The sequence below is a fragment of the Streptomyces sp. NPDC034111 genome (assembly GCF_055575375.1).
Window position 1 is genome coordinate 189,863 of record NZ_JBVIST010000005.1, and the last position, 13,979, is coordinate 203,841.

At 67.9% G+C, this 13,979-nt stretch carries 13 protein-coding genes; 11 read left to right on the forward strand and 2 right to left on the reverse strand.

Features of this window, described 5'->3' with window-relative positions; genetic code table 11:
- Position 1 precedes the first annotated feature (1 nt).
- Together ACZ55A_RS15345 and ACZ55A_RS15350 are read right to left on the reverse strand one after the other, a co-directional pair.
- Positions 2-571, reverse strand: a complete 570-nt coding sequence (locus tag ACZ55A_RS15345; RefSeq protein WP_397881634.1) for a cysteine hydrolase family protein — start codon at positions 569-571, stop codon at positions 2-4.
- 19 nt (positions 572-590) lie between these two features.
- Positions 591-1,718 carry a helix-turn-helix domain-containing protein gene (locus tag ACZ55A_RS15350; protein ID WP_468840118.1) on the reverse strand — a complete coding sequence of 376 codons (1,128 nt, stop codon included), beginning with the start codon at positions 1,716-1,718 and terminating at the stop codon, positions 591-593.
- 225 nt (positions 1,719-1,943) lie between these two features.
- Here ACZ55A_RS15350 and ACZ55A_RS15355 point away from each other — a divergent pair, with 225 nt between their 5' ends.
- The 11 genes from ACZ55A_RS15355 to ACZ55A_RS15405 all read left to right on the forward strand — a co-directional run bounded on the left by ACZ55A_RS15355 (position 1,944) and on the right by ACZ55A_RS15405 (position 13,834).
- Positions 1,944-2,414: an NUDIX hydrolase gene (locus tag ACZ55A_RS15355; protein ID WP_468839577.1), complete on the forward strand. Its 471-nt coding sequence runs from the start codon at positions 1,944-1,946 to the stop codon at positions 2,412-2,414.
- Between the two features lie 6 nt (positions 2,415-2,420).
- Positions 2,421-3,080: a hypothetical protein gene (locus ACZ55A_RS15360; RefSeq protein WP_468839580.1), complete on the forward strand. Its 660-nt coding sequence runs from the start codon at positions 2,421-2,423 to the stop codon at positions 3,078-3,080.
- Positions 3,077-4,876: a DUF4254 domain-containing protein gene (locus tag ACZ55A_RS15365; RefSeq protein WP_468839583.1), complete on the forward strand. Its 1,800-nt coding sequence runs from the start codon at positions 3,077-3,079 to the stop codon at positions 4,874-4,876. The genes ACZ55A_RS15360 and ACZ55A_RS15365 overlap by 4 nt, the downstream gene beginning before the upstream one ends.
- Before the next feature lie 56 nt (positions 4,877-4,932).
- The gene (locus ACZ55A_RS15370) at positions 4,933-5,511 is read left to right on the forward strand and encodes a phosphoribosyltransferase domain-containing protein (RefSeq protein ID WP_468839586.1); all 579 of its coding nucleotides are present in this window, start codon (positions 4,933-4,935) and stop codon (positions 5,509-5,511) included.
- Positions 5,508-6,656: a glycosyltransferase family 9 protein gene (locus ACZ55A_RS15375; protein WP_468839589.1), complete on the forward strand. Its 1,149-nt coding sequence runs from the start codon at positions 5,508-5,510 to the stop codon at positions 6,654-6,656. The genes ACZ55A_RS15370 and ACZ55A_RS15375 overlap by 4 nt, the downstream gene beginning before the upstream one ends.
- Positions 6,653-7,789 (forward strand): hypothetical protein, encoded by a 1,137-nt coding sequence (locus ACZ55A_RS15380; RefSeq protein ID WP_468839592.1) that lies wholly within the window; start codon positions 6,653-6,655, stop codon positions 7,787-7,789. The genes ACZ55A_RS15375 and ACZ55A_RS15380 overlap by 4 nt, the downstream gene beginning before the upstream one ends.
- Positions 7,774-8,535 carry an SDR family NAD(P)-dependent oxidoreductase gene (locus tag ACZ55A_RS15385; RefSeq protein ID WP_468839595.1) on the forward strand — a complete coding sequence of 254 codons (762 nt, stop codon included), beginning with the start codon at positions 7,774-7,776 and terminating at the stop codon, positions 8,533-8,535. Before ACZ55A_RS15380 ends, ACZ55A_RS15385 begins: the two co-directional genes overlap by 16 nt.
- Complete coding sequence (locus tag ACZ55A_RS15390; protein WP_468839597.1) at positions 8,528-9,091, forward strand: histidine phosphatase family protein; 564 nt, start codon at positions 8,528-8,530, stop codon at positions 9,089-9,091. The genes ACZ55A_RS15385 and ACZ55A_RS15390 overlap by 8 nt, the downstream gene beginning before the upstream one ends.
- Positions 9,092-9,781: 690 nt before the next feature.
- Positions 9,782-10,696, forward strand: coding sequence for an aminoglycoside phosphotransferase family protein (locus tag ACZ55A_RS15395; RefSeq protein ID WP_468839600.1), 915 nt, complete (start codon positions 9,782-9,784; stop codon positions 10,694-10,696).
- A gap of 152 nt (positions 10,697-10,848) precedes the next feature.
- Complete coding sequence (locus ACZ55A_RS15400; RefSeq protein ID WP_468839603.1) at positions 10,849-12,000, forward strand: glycosyltransferase; 1,152 nt, start codon at positions 10,849-10,851, stop codon at positions 11,998-12,000.
- Positions 11,984-13,834: a glycoside hydrolase family 15 protein gene (locus tag ACZ55A_RS15405; protein WP_468839606.1), complete on the forward strand. Its 1,851-nt coding sequence runs from the start codon at positions 11,984-11,986 to the stop codon at positions 13,832-13,834. Before ACZ55A_RS15400 ends, ACZ55A_RS15405 begins: the two co-directional genes overlap by 17 nt.
- The last annotated feature ends 145 nt before the right edge of the window (positions 13,835-13,979 follow it).

The following is a 13,979-nucleotide window of genomic DNA, read 5'->3' on the forward strand; positions in this document are numbered from 1 at the left end:
GCTATTCCAGCACCACGGCACTACAAGGCGCTGAGAGTTCTCTCATCACGTCGTCGCTGGTGATCAGTTGTCGTGGTCCGATGAGGCGGCGTGCCACGAGCAAACCTGCTTCATGCGTTTCCGGGCCGGCGTCGCTTGCGCAGGCATCGGTGACGATCTTGGGCGCGTAGCCGTGTTCGAAAGCGTCCGCGGCAGACTTCAGGACGCAGCTTTCGGTGGCCACGCCGCAGAACACCAGGTCGGTCCAGCCTGCTGTCCGGATCAGTTCAGTAGCTTCCGGTGTGAACAGCGTGTAGGCGGTCTTGTCGATGATCGCGTACGCGCCGGCGGCTTGGTCGGCAAGCTCTTGAACGATATCGGTCTCAGGGGCACCCTGGAGTCGACTCCACTGGAAGAACCGTTCGTACGGGCTTCCAGGGTGGTTGAAGTAGCGGGTGAAGATTACCGGCCTGTCTGCGTCGGCCCAGCGGTTCACCAGGTCGCGGATGGCGGGGACGACATGCCGGCTGTGGTGGTTCACGAAGCCGTTCTGCAGGTCAATCACCACCAGCGCTGTACTGCTGGGGTCCATGTGTGGCCTCCTTGCCTTCTCAGCCGGCGCTTTCGCGTAGCGCGTCCTGTGCGGCGCGAAGCCGTTCGGCCAGGCCGCTGGTGTTCATGATGGCCTCCCGCATGAGGCAGTGCTGCGCGGTCTCCTGAGCGCGTGCCGTGCTGAGCCGGGAATAAGCGGCTCGCAGGAAGCGCCAGCCGTAGCGTTCGGGCATGGATGGATCCTGCCCGTCCTCGACCAGTTGCTGAACCTGATGAGTGAAACACCACAGGGCTTGGACGGTCAGTTCACAATCGACCAGCTCATCGACGGTGAGGCTGCGTTCCTCTGAAATGGACGCGTAGGAGACTCCGGACCAGCCCGCGTATCCGGTGGAGACGCCGCGTACGCCGAAGGAGACGATGTCGGGATGGTCGAATCCCGTGGCCAGGAGCTTCTCTTCCACCGAGCCCTCCAAGGGTGCGGGGCCGTCTGGCGCCCCACGATCGACGAGCACCGATGGAGTGGACAGCAGGCGCAGAGCGGTGTCGTACTCCCTGCCGGTCCATGGGCTGGAGGCGAGCCAGTAGAGGGAGAGGACGTACTGCGGGCTCGGCCCGCGGGAGTGATCCGCATCCAGCAGTTCCTGGATCGTCGCCCTCGCCCACGTCAGGTCGGAGGCGTAGGAACGGTAGCGCCACACAGCCAGTTCGGTGAGAGTGGCTGGTTCCCGGGGCTGGATCAGATGGAACACGGCGACACCGCAGGCGAACACGTGGAGGGTGCACGTCGGTGCTTCCGGGTGCGCCACGTGCGTAGAGGACGACTCCAGCCAGCCAGCTGCCGCATCCCCCGTTATGTGGCCGCGCAGCTGATGAGCATGGTCGATACCGATGAAAACAGGCAGGAATTTGTGGGAATCGACCCGAATTCCCGAATCGGCTGACGGCCTCTGGGCGGGTCCGCCGAGGGCTTCCGCGAACCGTGCTTTCTCCTCGCCTGAGGCGCGTGCGAGGGCAGTATCGAGAACGGCCTGCGAGGCCGAGCGTGGGAAGTAGAGCTCTCCGCCGGCCTCCCACTTCGAGACGCCACGGGGGCTGACTCCTAGGTATTCGGCGAAGTCACGGACGCTCATCCGCTTGGCCTCACGAAGCATCCGGGCCTCGCGTCCGGACCATCGCTGCACCATGACCACTGCCGGTCCCCCCTGTCCGTTGTCCGGGTGTCAGCGCCGAACGCACAGAGTAGCGAGCGGTGTTCAGCGTTGGTACGGCGTTGGTGCAGCAGTTGTGCATCCCGCTCCGGTCCCGGAGTGCTCCATGCTGGAGCACCAGGCGGAGAGCAACCCCTCACAAGATTCCACCTGTTCAGGGGGCCGCTTGCCCAAGTACCAATACTCGAAGGAGTAATCGGCATGGCCCAGATCGTCAAGCGGAACGCTCGGGCAATCCTCCTCGATGGCGATGAGCTGATCCTGATCAAGCGCACCAAGCCGGGCAGGGAGCCGTACTGGGTGTCGGTCGGCGGCGGGATCGAGGACGAAGACCCGACCATCGAGGACGCCCTGCACCGCGAGGTGTTCGAGGAACTCGGCGGCATGCTGGAGCGCGCCGAACTCATCCACCTGATTACCGACGAGTTGGAGGGCGGTGGCGTCGGCGTCCAGCACATCTTCGCGGCCCGTCTGGCGTCCATGGACCTTTCTGCCCGAACGGGGACGGAGTTCTCCAAGCCGGAACGAGGCGGATACGAGGTGGTCCGGGTTCCGTTTACTGCCGAGGCCGTTCGCGGACTGAATCTCATGCCGCCGGAGCTGTCCGAGTTCATTTCCGCCAACGCCGATGCGATCGCCTCTGTCCTCGACACCCCGATCCGCAAGGTGTGAGGGCCGATGCAGAGCGTTCCGAACTTCGTCAGCCTCAATGGGCCTGACAACGTCGGCAAGACGACCCAGCTGCGGCAACTGGCCGATAGCTGGAGTGGCTTCCAGCCGCTGGGCGCAATCCACGAGCACGACCCGGGGCCGTGGGCCAGGGTGGCGGCCAATGGCTACGCCACGTGGTGGTTCGAGACGTCCACGACGCTGGAGCTGACCACGATGCTGCTGGCCGGCCACGCCAAGAGGGCCGCTGCTCGCCAGACCGGCCGGACGGGACTGCTTGACCGGGGCCTTCCGATGCTCCTGGCCGTGGCGGCCGCAACCTGCGTGGTCAAGGACCGTCTGGCGGTACAGGAGGCACTGGACGCCGTGGCTGGCATCGCCGGAGCGCGGCCTACCCCAGCGGAAACCTCCGTTCTCCTCCTGCCATCGCGTGATCCCGACCGCAGCTATGCGATCACTAGCGCCCGCGAAGGCCGTCCCTGGACCGGGATTTACCCCGAGTATCAACGGGCGCTGCACGCCGCACTGCTCCGCCAAGCAGACAACGACGTATACACGGCGGTCGTGGACTGCCAGGACCGCTCCACAGACGACGTCTATACCGCAGTGCTCGGCTGTGTCAGCGCCCACCTGCCAGTGACCTCTTTGAAAGGCAGGGGCCCCCGATGACCCAGAACTCCCCACCCCTGGTCCTTCCGCCGGGGCTTTCCCGGGCGACCGCTACGTTGTCGGAGAAGGACTTGCGGCGTCTCGACGACGCGGTGACCCGACTCCACACCGTCAATGCCAACCTGTGGGACGCCGAGGACCGGGTGCGCGATGCGCGCCTGACCGCCGTGCAGGTCGCCGACTGCAAGCGCGAAATCGACCAGCTCAACGCCGAGCGCAATGCTCTGGCAGAACGGGCAGACGAAGTCCTCGGGACGTTGGCGGACGAAGGCCGCGCTGAAGCGCCGCTACATACCGAGACGCTCGCTTCCGTCGTGGACCGGCTGTCGGTACTGACCCTGCGGATCTGGCACAGCGAGCGCGTCTCGGTGCGTGATGAACTGGCCCGGCGCCGCGTTCCTGCGCTCCTCCAGCAGCGCGAGGAGTTGTCCGCCGCTCTCGACGCGCTCGTCGCCGACGTCATATGCGGTCGCAAGCGCCTTCCCGCGCCGGCGCGCTACAAGCTCTACGGTCGCGACGACTCCGAGGTGGCCGACATCAAGCCCAGCCGTCACCTTGGCAGGGTAATTGCGTTCGGTGGCCTCAGCGAGTGCGGCAAAAGCACCAGCGCCGAGTTCGTCCGGCAAACCTGCGGAGCCCAGCGCCTGAAGATCGGCTATCTCCTACGCCAGGCGGCTCACCGTCAGGGCCTCTCGGACCCCTACGCGCTGTCCGCGCGACGCCAGGCCGAGATGCTCCTGGGCGAGCTGAACCGCTTCGCGGACGCGCACGTGGACACGCCACTGTTCACCGTCGAGTCCGTCCATGACAACGCTTCGATCGCCGAGCTCAAGCAGCTCATGGGCGACCGGCTGCAGATCGTCTATCTGGACGCCTCGTTCGCCGTGCGGGTGTCGCGATCCGGAATGCCGGCCCAGGCCGTCGCCGCCAAAGATGAGATCAAGATGAGCCGCGGCGCCCACCAGGTTGCCGCCCTCGCCGACCATGTGATCGACAACTCCGGAAGCATCGCCGCGCTGCGTGCCCGACTCCGGCGGATAGCCGCTCCCGCAGGCCCGGGCGGGCTTCGCATCGCCACCCCGTACGGCCTGGGTCTGTCCGCGCCGGTGGCGTCGGCCACGTCCGACTTCGTCGACGCCCTTCGCGCCAACGGCCCGGCCGCGCAGCTGGTGGCCCTGACCGGGAGTCCGGGCGAGGGAGCCTGGATCGCCGGCTGGTCGGATCTGGACCTGCTGGTGGTCGCCGAACACGACGTCACCAGCAGGATCTCCGAAGCCCTGGAGCGCTACCAGGCTGCACTGGGCGATGCGGCTGTTCTCGGACTCACTCTCGTCACCCCCGGCGAGTTGACCGCGCGGCGGCTCACCCCGCGCCTGGCCTTCGCGCTGTACCAGCTTCAGCAGGGACAACCCGTTCTTCACCATGCACCCGATCTGGAGCTGCCGGCCATCACGCAGGACGAACTCGCTCTGGCCGCTGTCCGCGAACTCCCCCAGGTGATGCTCACCATGCGGCGCCTGCGCACCGACGCCGGCCCCGATACGCTGCGGCAGCTGTACAAGCACCTCGTGCTGGCCTGCCGTCTCCTCCTCCGCGAGCACAACCAGTGGGAGAACGGTCCCGACCGCATCCTCACCGCTGCCTCCCGGCTGCCCGAGCTGCCCGGCTTCTCCCTGCCGACCCTGGCAGAGATCTCCGCCGCCTGGCGCGATGGCCGCAGCGAGCAGGCCCTGGGGGCCGTCATCACGGCAGTCGATCAGCTTCTGACCTGGTACGCCGTCCAGCTCGCGGCCTGACGAGCCACCGCCTGCCAGCTCCTTCCTTCTTCCACCTCGCCCACAGGAATTTCGCCATGCCCGAAACTCTGGCCGCACCGGCCTTCACCGCCCGCATCGTCGAACGCCTGAATGTCAGTCCGCCCAGCCGACGTGAACGCGTCATCCATTCCCTGGACGGCCTCGAGGATCCCGTCCACCCCCAAACCCTCGCGACCACTGGCGCCTGCCTGTGGCAGCGCATCCAGCACCACGTCGCCGAAGAACTTGGTCCCGTGGACTTCCTCCTCGGCCTGGACGCCGGCGGCATCCTGCCCACCGTGTCCTTGGCCGCCGCCGCGCAGCTCCCCTACAAGATCGCCTGGAAGCTGCACCTCCCGCTCGACGGCGCGGTCCGTTTCAGCGAACCCCACGCAATGCGCACCGACGTCTTCGCCTACGGCATCAGGCCGGGACAGCGGATCATCCTGGTGGACGACGAGGTCACCACCGGCAAGACGCTGGCCAACCTCACCCGGGCCCTCCGGGAGGCGGGAGCTATCCCGCTGGCTGCCGCCTGCCTCGTGGAGGACACCACGCGCCAGGCCCGCCGCCTCCTCAACGAGGATCTCGGCCTCCCGCTGGTCGCCCTCACCACGATCGAGGCAGAAACGTGAAGGTCCTTTCAGCTGGGATCCATTTCCACCCTGGCTCTCTCAGTATCCCCACCACGACCATCCACACCACGCCGCTTGGATACGACCGCGATGACCTCCCGGTCGGTGCACCGCTTCCCCTCCCCGCTTCGGTCGAACTCACCAACCGCCTAGACCGGTGCGGCGAAGTCGAGGTGGCCTTCCACGGGAAGCTCGGCGACACCCTGCTCGGCCTGTCTGCCGTCCGCGCCCTTGCCGAATGGATCGGCTTGCTCTCCGATGCACCCATAGTCCGCGCAACCGGTCCGTACTCCGACCTGGTCTCCCGCTGCGGCCTGGCCACCCAGGATCCGGCCGCCCCACCCAACAGCCACCGTGTTGTTATCGGCGACCGGCCCGGGATTGAGGCTCGTGCGGCGGAGGCTGCGACGGTCGTGGTCGATCCCGCCACGCCACCCTGTTGGTCAGCGGGAGACCGGGCCCACCCCGACCTGCCCGCACGCCACTTCCTGGCACTGGAGCGCCGCCTCGGCGTCCGATTGCCCGGCACTGCTCCCTTTGCCCCCACGCTCACCGCCCGGTCGAGCAGCCTGGTGGAACAGCTGAGGAACGCGGGCTGGCTCAGCGGGCTGACCATCGCCGCCATCACCGCAACCAGTTGGCCCGAGCGCAAGGACTACACGGTGAAACGCTTCATCGAGGTCGCCGAACGCATCGCCCACGCGCGAGGTGCCCCTGCCCAGCTGCTGCTGATCGGCGGCCACAACGGCGGTGTTCACGCCGCAGCTGAAAGCCCTGGCCGCTACGTCCAGGTCCTGCACCTTGACGGGGTATCGGCCCTTCACCTTGTCGACTTGTTCCCTCACTGCGACCTGGTCGTCGGCAACGACACCGGTCTCACCCACCTCGCCGCGCTGGCCCGCAGGCCCGACGGCGCCGGACCGCCGGTTATCGGGCTCTATGCCCGGCACAGCCACAGCAAATGGCGCAGCGGCCACCCTCACCACCACGCCATCGCCACTGCCGTTTCCGACCGCATGCACCAGGGCGACCTGTGCCCCGTACGCGACGCCATCTCCGCGGATACCGGCGTCCACATGGAGGCCATCACTCCGGCCTCGCTCGCCCAGCTCTGTGCCGACCTACTCGATGGGAGCAGGCGATGACCGGACGAACGCACCTGAGAATCGGCCCGCTGCGCCGTTTTACCCGCAACCTGGTCCTCCCCATCGACTGCTTCGACCAGCAGCTGCTCGTGAAGTACACGCGCACCCCAGCCGAGGCCCGCGACGAGATCCGCGGCCACGCCCGCCTGGCCCAGCACTACCGCGTACCCGCCCTCCGCGCCCGCCTACGGGTACCGGGCGGATACGTTCTCACGTACGAGCGGCTCCCCATGGGTCCTGACCGCGGACTCCTGCTCGACCTCCTCAATGCGCACGAACCCAGCGGTGAACTCCACGCCTACATGCGTCAGCTCACCGCTGCCTATCGCAACGTCATCCTCACCACTGCACAGCCGACCGGCCAAGCCCAGGTCGTGCGCAAGCTGTACTGGGATCGTGCGGCCCGCGGTGGCCGCCTTGACGCCTACTACCGCAGACGGGACTTCCCCGTCGCCCCCAGCATCATCGACATCCCGGTCTCCCGCCTCGGCATGTACGCATTGAACATCAACGGCCAACGGCTCCACCTCGACTGGGCCGCCACCCTCCGCTGGCTGCATGACCGCTTCGCCGCGCCTGAACCAATCTGGGCGGCTCTCACCCAGGGCGATCCAACCGACGTCAACCTCGCCCACCCATTGGCCTGGCTCGACTATGACACCGCCGGGCCCAACAGCATCCCGGGCGAGTTCGCGAACTTCCTGTGGTACACCTCCGCCCTCGGTGGCTGGCTGGTCCCTACCTACAACCCGGCCGCCTTCGCCGACCACCGTGCCACCTTCGATCACATCCCGGCCAACACCCCGCGGATCCTGCGGGCCGCCGTGGACCGCACCACGAGCACGGTCCACCTCGACTACGCATGGCACCTCTCAGCACCGCGGCAAGCTGCCATCAGCGCCTATTGGGAGCAGCTGGTGCTGCCAGTCGCCGAGCGGCTTTGGGCCGGCACGAACCTGGCCGACCTGCTCCGCCCCTACGTGGCCATGCGGATCCTCGCCGTCTACAACCTGGCCGAGTTGGCCCCCGGAGACCGGCTGGTGCTCCTGGCCCGGCTGGCGGAGGCCATGAGCCCGTCCTTCGATCCCGCCACCTACTTCTCCCCGCTGGAGTCGCCATGCCCGGCCCTCTGAACGGACGCACGGCCCTCGTCACGGGAGCCACCGGCGGCATCGGCTCTGCCATCGCCCAGCGCCTCGCCGCGCAGGGCGCCGCCGTCATCGTCGCCCACCACAGCGACCAGCCAGCCGCCGCCAACGTGGTCGAACGAATCGCTCGAAGCGGGGGCACTGCACTGCCTCTGGAGGCCGACCTCCGCGACCCCGAAGCTGTCGGACGGCTCTGCCGACGAGCCCTCGAACAGTTCGAGACGATCGATGTCCTCGTCAGCAACGCCGGCGCGTACCCCCGCATATCGTGGGCAGAGACGACTCCCAGCAGTTGGCAGAACGCGCTGGACACCAACCTCACCAGCCACTACCTCCTCGCCCACGAGCTGACGCCTGGCATGACCGCCGGTGGGTGGGGACGAATCATCACGATCGGCTCTGTCCTCGCCGCAGCAGGCCGGCATGACCTGAGCGGCTACATCAGCGCGAAGGCTGGGCTCGAAGGGCTCACCCGCGCCCTCGCCCGCGAACTCGGCGCGTCCGGAATCACCGCCAACTGCGTCGCGCCCGGTTCCATACGCGTCGCTGCCGAGGACTCCGTCGTCCCTGACCCGGTCGCCATGACCGCACGGCAGCTGGCCCGTCAGTGCGTCCCGCGCCGGGGCCGCCCAGAGGACGTCGCCGCGGCCGTCGCCTTCCTGGCCACCGACGACGCGGGCTTCATCACCGGCCAGACCCTTCGTATCGACGGGGGCTGGATCCTTGGCTGACATCTGGCTCATGCGCCACGGCGCCTACGAAGGCCACCGTCCCGGCCACCATGCGCCGTTCAGCGCAGTGCTGACCGAGGAAGGACATGACCAAGTACGACGCGCCCTGCCTCTGCCGGACGGCATTACCGGCATCGTCAGCAGCCCCATCCCCCGGGCCCGTCAGACCGCCGATCTCATCGCGCACCTGACCAGTCTGCCGACCGTTGCCACATCCGCGCTGCTGGCGGAGTGGCGCGCTCCGAGCAGCGTCCTCGGCCGCACGCCCGATGCCTACCCACCCGGCTACCAGGCGTGGAGAAGCCGCCGACTCACCGACCCCTGCCTCCGTTTCGAGGACGGGGAGAGCCTTGCCGACCTCCACATCCGTGCGGCTCTCTGTGCCTGCTTCCTACGGCGCACTGCGCGCCTCCATGGATCCCTCCTCGTCGTGTCCCACAAACTGATCCTAGGCGTGCTTGCCCACCTCCACGAAGGTCCCGCCGCCTTCGTCACTGCGGCAGCTGCCCCCTGGAACTTCGCCGAAATCCGCCGCTTCGCCAGCGCGAATGCGTGATGTGCCGTGCCCTCAACCACGTTCTCGCCGACTTCATCGACCACTGGAATCAGCACGACATACCCGTGGTGGCATCAACTCGACGAATGGCCCCACCCGGATCCACTGCCCGATCGTGATTGGGCAGTGCTTTCCATCCGGCCTTCGCCGGGGCGGGCAGCCCTTGAAGCTCTCGTCCCAGTCGGCACGACCGTCGGTCCAGTACTCCTGTGCCAGTGGCACAGGTGGCTTCACGTACCCGTGGGTCCGGAGATCAGGGGGAGTTTCCTGGGCGAGCGGCTGGGGGTGAAGGGGCGCGAGCTGTCCTGCCCGTACAACGACCAGCGCTTTCATCGCGGTGGGTGTCGGCCCTTCCGGCTGTGGCTCCTCCGCAAGATCGCAACGTTCTCACCGACATCTGGGCTCTTGCTGCACAGATGGATGCGATGCGCGCTTCAAGACCGCAGTCCGGAGCCGCAGCTGCCTGACCGTCGTCCGGATTCGCTCCGCCCCCGTCCGCTCCGGCTCGTATGCGGGCCACTTGTCCGAACTGCTGTTTCGAGGAGTCATTATGAGCCGTCACCTCGCGATCCGCGCGGACCTCGTGTTTGAGCACGACCACTACGTGCTCCACGGTCTCCGTGCCCCCGCTACCGCGCACGCCTCACATGCTTGGCATGCACCGGCCAGGCGCTGTGTCACGGAGACTGGGTGGGCGACGTGACCAAGATGCCCCGCCCCGAGCAGCTCATGAGCATTCCGGGCTGCGTGCTCGATTGGGCCTCGTGTGTGCTCGGCGCCATCACGGGCGTGCTGGACGCCTCACGGGGCCGCGCGAACTCCAAGGTGTGGGAGCTGATCTGTGCGGACGGCACCCGGTTCTTCCTGAAGATTGCGTCGACGAAAGCCTCCTATGACCGCGAAGTCCACGCTTACAGATTCGCGGTACCTGCTCTCGGTCCCGGCCGCGCTCCACGGCTCCAAGCGGCGAATCCCGGCGAGCTGGCGATGCTCCTGACCGCAGTGCCCGGTGAGACGGTGGCACCAGCGGTGCTCGATATGAACGACCTCATCCGGGTGCACCGTCAAGCGGGCTACCTGCTGCGTGAGCTTCATGACACGCTGGTCGCCCCCCGCGCCTCGGTGGATGTGCTGGCAGAGGTGCGTGCACGGACGGCATCCGCGGGGCAGTGCGTAGCTGCGGCCGGTGCCCTCCTCTCGCATGACGAGCAGGAGATGGTGCTTCGCCTGGTCAGGGAGCTGCCCCAGCTGGAGGCGTGCCCTACGGCATTCGTCCATGGTGACGTGCGGGAACCCAACTTCTTGTGGGATGGGCCCAGCGGGTGCGCTGCTCTGCTCGATTTCGGGCAGGCGCGGCCTGCGGTGGCCGTCGACGATTTCGTGCAGCTGGCTGTCGGCCCGTGGATGCAATCTCCGCGGCTTCGGCGAATGTTTTTCAGCGGATATGGGCGTGAGCTGACGGGTCCGGAGCGAAGGGTGCTGCCGGCCCTGGCCGCGATAGATGCTGTCGACAATCTGGTACGGGGCGTCCGTGTCCGTGATCCCGAGGTCACCGAACGCGCCCGCGGCACCTTGAAGTTGCTGGCGAACGGGGTGCGCTGGTGAATATGCCTAGCGCAGTCTCCCGTCGCACCCGTGACCTGCGCCGGCCCTGGCAGCCCCCGCAGCGCCCTGAGGAATCCGCGATCGTGCTTCCTGGGCCCCGCCAGGGCGGATTGGCGGCCGCTTGTGGTCGCCGGAGCGTGCTGGTGGTCTGTTTGGCCTGGCAGATGAACGCGGCCTCAGGCTCCGTGAAGGCCGCCGCAGCCCTGGCCGTCGGGTTGGCGGGTGCCGGACACCGGGCAGTGATCGTCACCGCGGCCCCGCCAATGCTCGGCCCCAGGCTTGAGGGCGTGGTCATTGAGCAGATCGACTTGCCCGTCAGCTTGCCCTGCCCTCCAGACACGCTCCGGGAAGCAATCAGCGTCGGCGCGTGGGGACTTCAGCGTCAGCTGCGCTCGCTGATCGACCGGCACAACATCGACACGGTGCTGTGCACCGACGCGCTGTGGGGCCTGGGCCGGCTGCGCATGAACCTCCCCGATGGGGTGTGCCGGTTGCTGGCGGTGGACCGACTGCCCGACGACCGCGACGCGATAGCGCTGACACGGGCCGATGCCGTTCTGGCCCCAACGGCAGCGGTCCTCGACGCGGCGCACCAACGTGGCTGGGACACATCGACGTGGCGTGTGGTCCCTCACGCCCTCCTCCACGAACCGCCCGAACCGAGTCCCGGCAGTGTGCTGGGCCGTCTGCAATCCGGGGACATCCGCATTCTGACCGCGGTAGGTGACACCTCCAACGGCATTGTTGGCCTGCTGCGAGCGGCACGGCACCAGGAGACCACCGTCAGCTCCTGCGTGATGCGCGTCGCGGCGGCAACGCACTACCTGCAGTCAGGACCAGCCGGCGTCGTCCTGGCGGAGACCTGTCGGCGCCAGGTGGATCTGGCAGCGCACATGAGCTGGTCCGGAGGGCTGCCGTGGCATGCCGTGCCGACCTGGCTCTCGGGGGCCGCGATCGTGATCACGCCGTCCACCCGCTCACTGGGGATGGTGGCTCTTGAGGCCATGGCAGTGGGAGTCCCCGTCATCGGATACCGGAGCGGGAATCTGCCCTACCTCATCGGTCCAGCGCAGCGAGAACGGGCGTTGCTGGCCGAACCGCAACACGGGCCTCGTGCCCTGCTGAACCTCGCCCGCGCTCTCCTCGCGTCTCCCCGCGCCTACTGCGAGGCCGCGCAGGCCGCTTACGAACAATCCCGCCTGTTCACCAAAGGCCGTGTCACCCGGCGGTTCCTTGCTGCCGTGCCTACCCGCGGAACGCTCCCGCACGACGATCGGACACAAACCCATGTCCATGCCCATTGAGGATTACGCGCTCATCGGCGATATGCAGACGGCCGCGCTCGTGTGCCGGGACGGCACGGTCGACTGGCTGTGCCTGCCCCGCTTCGACTCGCCGGCGGTCTTCACGGCGCTGCTGGGCACCGAGGAACACGGCTGCTGGCGCATCGGCCCGGCCCATGGGCCCGGCGCCAGCCCCCGGCCTGCTGACCGCCGCCGCTACCGAGGCGACAGCTTGGTGTTGGAATCCGAGTGGGACACACCACGCGGCACGGTCCGGGTGATCGACTTCATGCCGCCGCGGGACGGTGCGCCGCAGGTGATCCGCATCGTGGAGGGCGTCAGCGGACGCGTTCCGATGCGCTCGGAGCTGAGGATGCGGTTCGCCTACGGCAAGGTGGTGCCCTGGGTCCACTCGGTCGACGGCCGGACCGTCGCGGTTGCCGGCCCCGACTCCGTGTGGCTGGACACCCCCGCAATTACGACCGCCCACCACGGAACAGTGGACTCCGAGTTCACCGTCTCGCCAGGCGAGCGGATCGCGTTCACGATCAGCTGGCAGCCCTCGCACCACCAGCCGCCGGCGGTGGCGGAACCGGAAGGGGCGCTGGAGGGCACCGAGGAGTTCTGGCGCGAGTGGGTCGAGCACTGCACGTACCACGGCCCCTACCGCGATGCGGTGGTCCGCTCGCTGATCACGCTCAAGGCGCTGACGTACGCGCCGACCGGCGGGATCGTCGCGGCGCCGACGACCTCACTGCCCGAGTGCATCGGCGGGGTCCGTAACTGGGACTACCGCTTCACCTGGCTCCGGGACGCCGCGATCACCCTCTCCTCCCTCCTGCGCACCGGATACCGCGAGGAGGCGCGGGCCTGGCGGGAGTGGCTGCTGCGGGCGGTGGCCGGTGACCCGGACAACCTCCAGATCATGTACGGCATCGCCGGTGAGCGCGAGCTCGGCGAGAACGAGCTCAACTGGCTTCCCGGGTACGAGAATTCACGCCCGGTGCGGGTCGGCAACGGCGCCGCCGGCCAGCTCCAGCTCGACGTCTACGGCGAGGTCACCGAGGCCCTCCACGTCGCGTGCGCCTCCGGCCTGTCACCCGATGACCACGCGGTCAGCCTGCAGTTGAAGCTGATCCGCTGGGTGGAGAAGCACTGGGACGAGCCGGACGAGGGCATCTGGGAGGTCCGCGGACCGCGCCGGCACTTCGTGCACTCCAAGGTCATGACCTGGGTCGCGGTGGACCGCACAGTCAAGCTGATCGAGTCCGGGGACGTCGACGGCCCGCTGGAGCGCTGGAAGGACCTGCGCGAGACCATCCACCGGGACGTCTGCGAGAAGGGCTACGACAAGGAGCGCAACACCTTCACCCAGTCCTACGGCTCCCAGGAGCTGGACGCCTCGCTGCTCCTCGTCCCCCAGATGGGCTTCCTGCCCCCGGACGACAAGCGCGTCATCGGCACCATCGAGGCGATCCAGCGGGAACTGACCACCGAGGACGGCTTCGTACTGCGCTATCCGACCGCCGGCGAGGGCGTGGGCGTGGACGGCCTGGAGGGCGAGGAGGGCGCGTTCCTGGCCTGCTCGTTCTGGCTCGCCGACGACCTCGCGATGATCGGCCGGGTCGACGAGGCCCGCCAGCTCTTCGAGAAGCTGCTCTCACTCCGCAACGACCTGGGCCTGCTGGCGGAGGAGTGGGACCCCAAGCTCAAGCGCCAGGTGGGCAACTTCCCGCAGGCGTTCAGCCACATCGGCCTGATCGAGACAGCACTCAGGATATCGGCCGGCGAGGCGCACCTCTCCGACGCAGGGATGAGATGCCGCGACGTCGCAAGCTGGCGCGAGGGGTACTGATGTATCCCGTATATCACCCCGCGGGCAGCGATGATGACCTGCGAGTGGCCCTGGTAGAGCTGCGAGCCGGACGGTGGTCGGCCACGCGGAACCTGTTGTCCGCCACGAGGTCGCTGGCGCTGAGGACGTCTCGGACTCAGGTCCT

Bases quoted from the DNA above. Each gene is read 5' to 3' on its own strand.
- ACZ55A_RS15385 (WP_468839595.1), top strand. From the start codon at position 7,774: ATGCCCGGCCCTCTGAACGGACGCACGGCCCTCGTCACGGGAGCCACC.
- ACZ55A_RS15405 (WP_468839606.1), top strand. From the start codon at position 11,984: ATGTCCATGCCCATTGAGGATTACGCGCTCATCGGCGATATGCAGACG.
- ACZ55A_RS15345 (WP_397881634.1), bottom strand. From the start codon at position 571: ATGGACCCCAGCAGTACAGCGCTGGTGGTGATTGACCTGCAGAACGGC.
- ACZ55A_RS15355 (WP_468839577.1), top strand. From the start codon at position 1,944: ATGGCCCAGATCGTCAAGCGGAACGCTCGGGCAATCCTCCTCGATGGC.
- ACZ55A_RS15360 (WP_468839580.1), top strand. From the start codon at position 2,421: ATGCAGAGCGTTCCGAACTTCGTCAGCCTCAATGGGCCTGACAACGTC.
- ACZ55A_RS15365 (WP_468839583.1), top strand. From the start codon at position 3,077: ATGACCCAGAACTCCCCACCCCTGGTCCTTCCGCCGGGGCTTTCCCGG.
- ACZ55A_RS15370 (WP_468839586.1), top strand. From the start codon at position 4,933: ATGCCCGAAACTCTGGCCGCACCGGCCTTCACCGCCCGCATCGTCGAA.
- ACZ55A_RS15380 (WP_468839592.1), top strand. From the start codon at position 6,653: ATGACCGGACGAACGCACCTGAGAATCGGCCCGCTGCGCCGTTTTACC.
- ACZ55A_RS15350 (WP_468840118.1), bottom strand. From the start codon at position 1,718: ATGGTGCAGCGATGGTCCGGACGCGAGGCCCGGATGCTTCGTGAGGCC.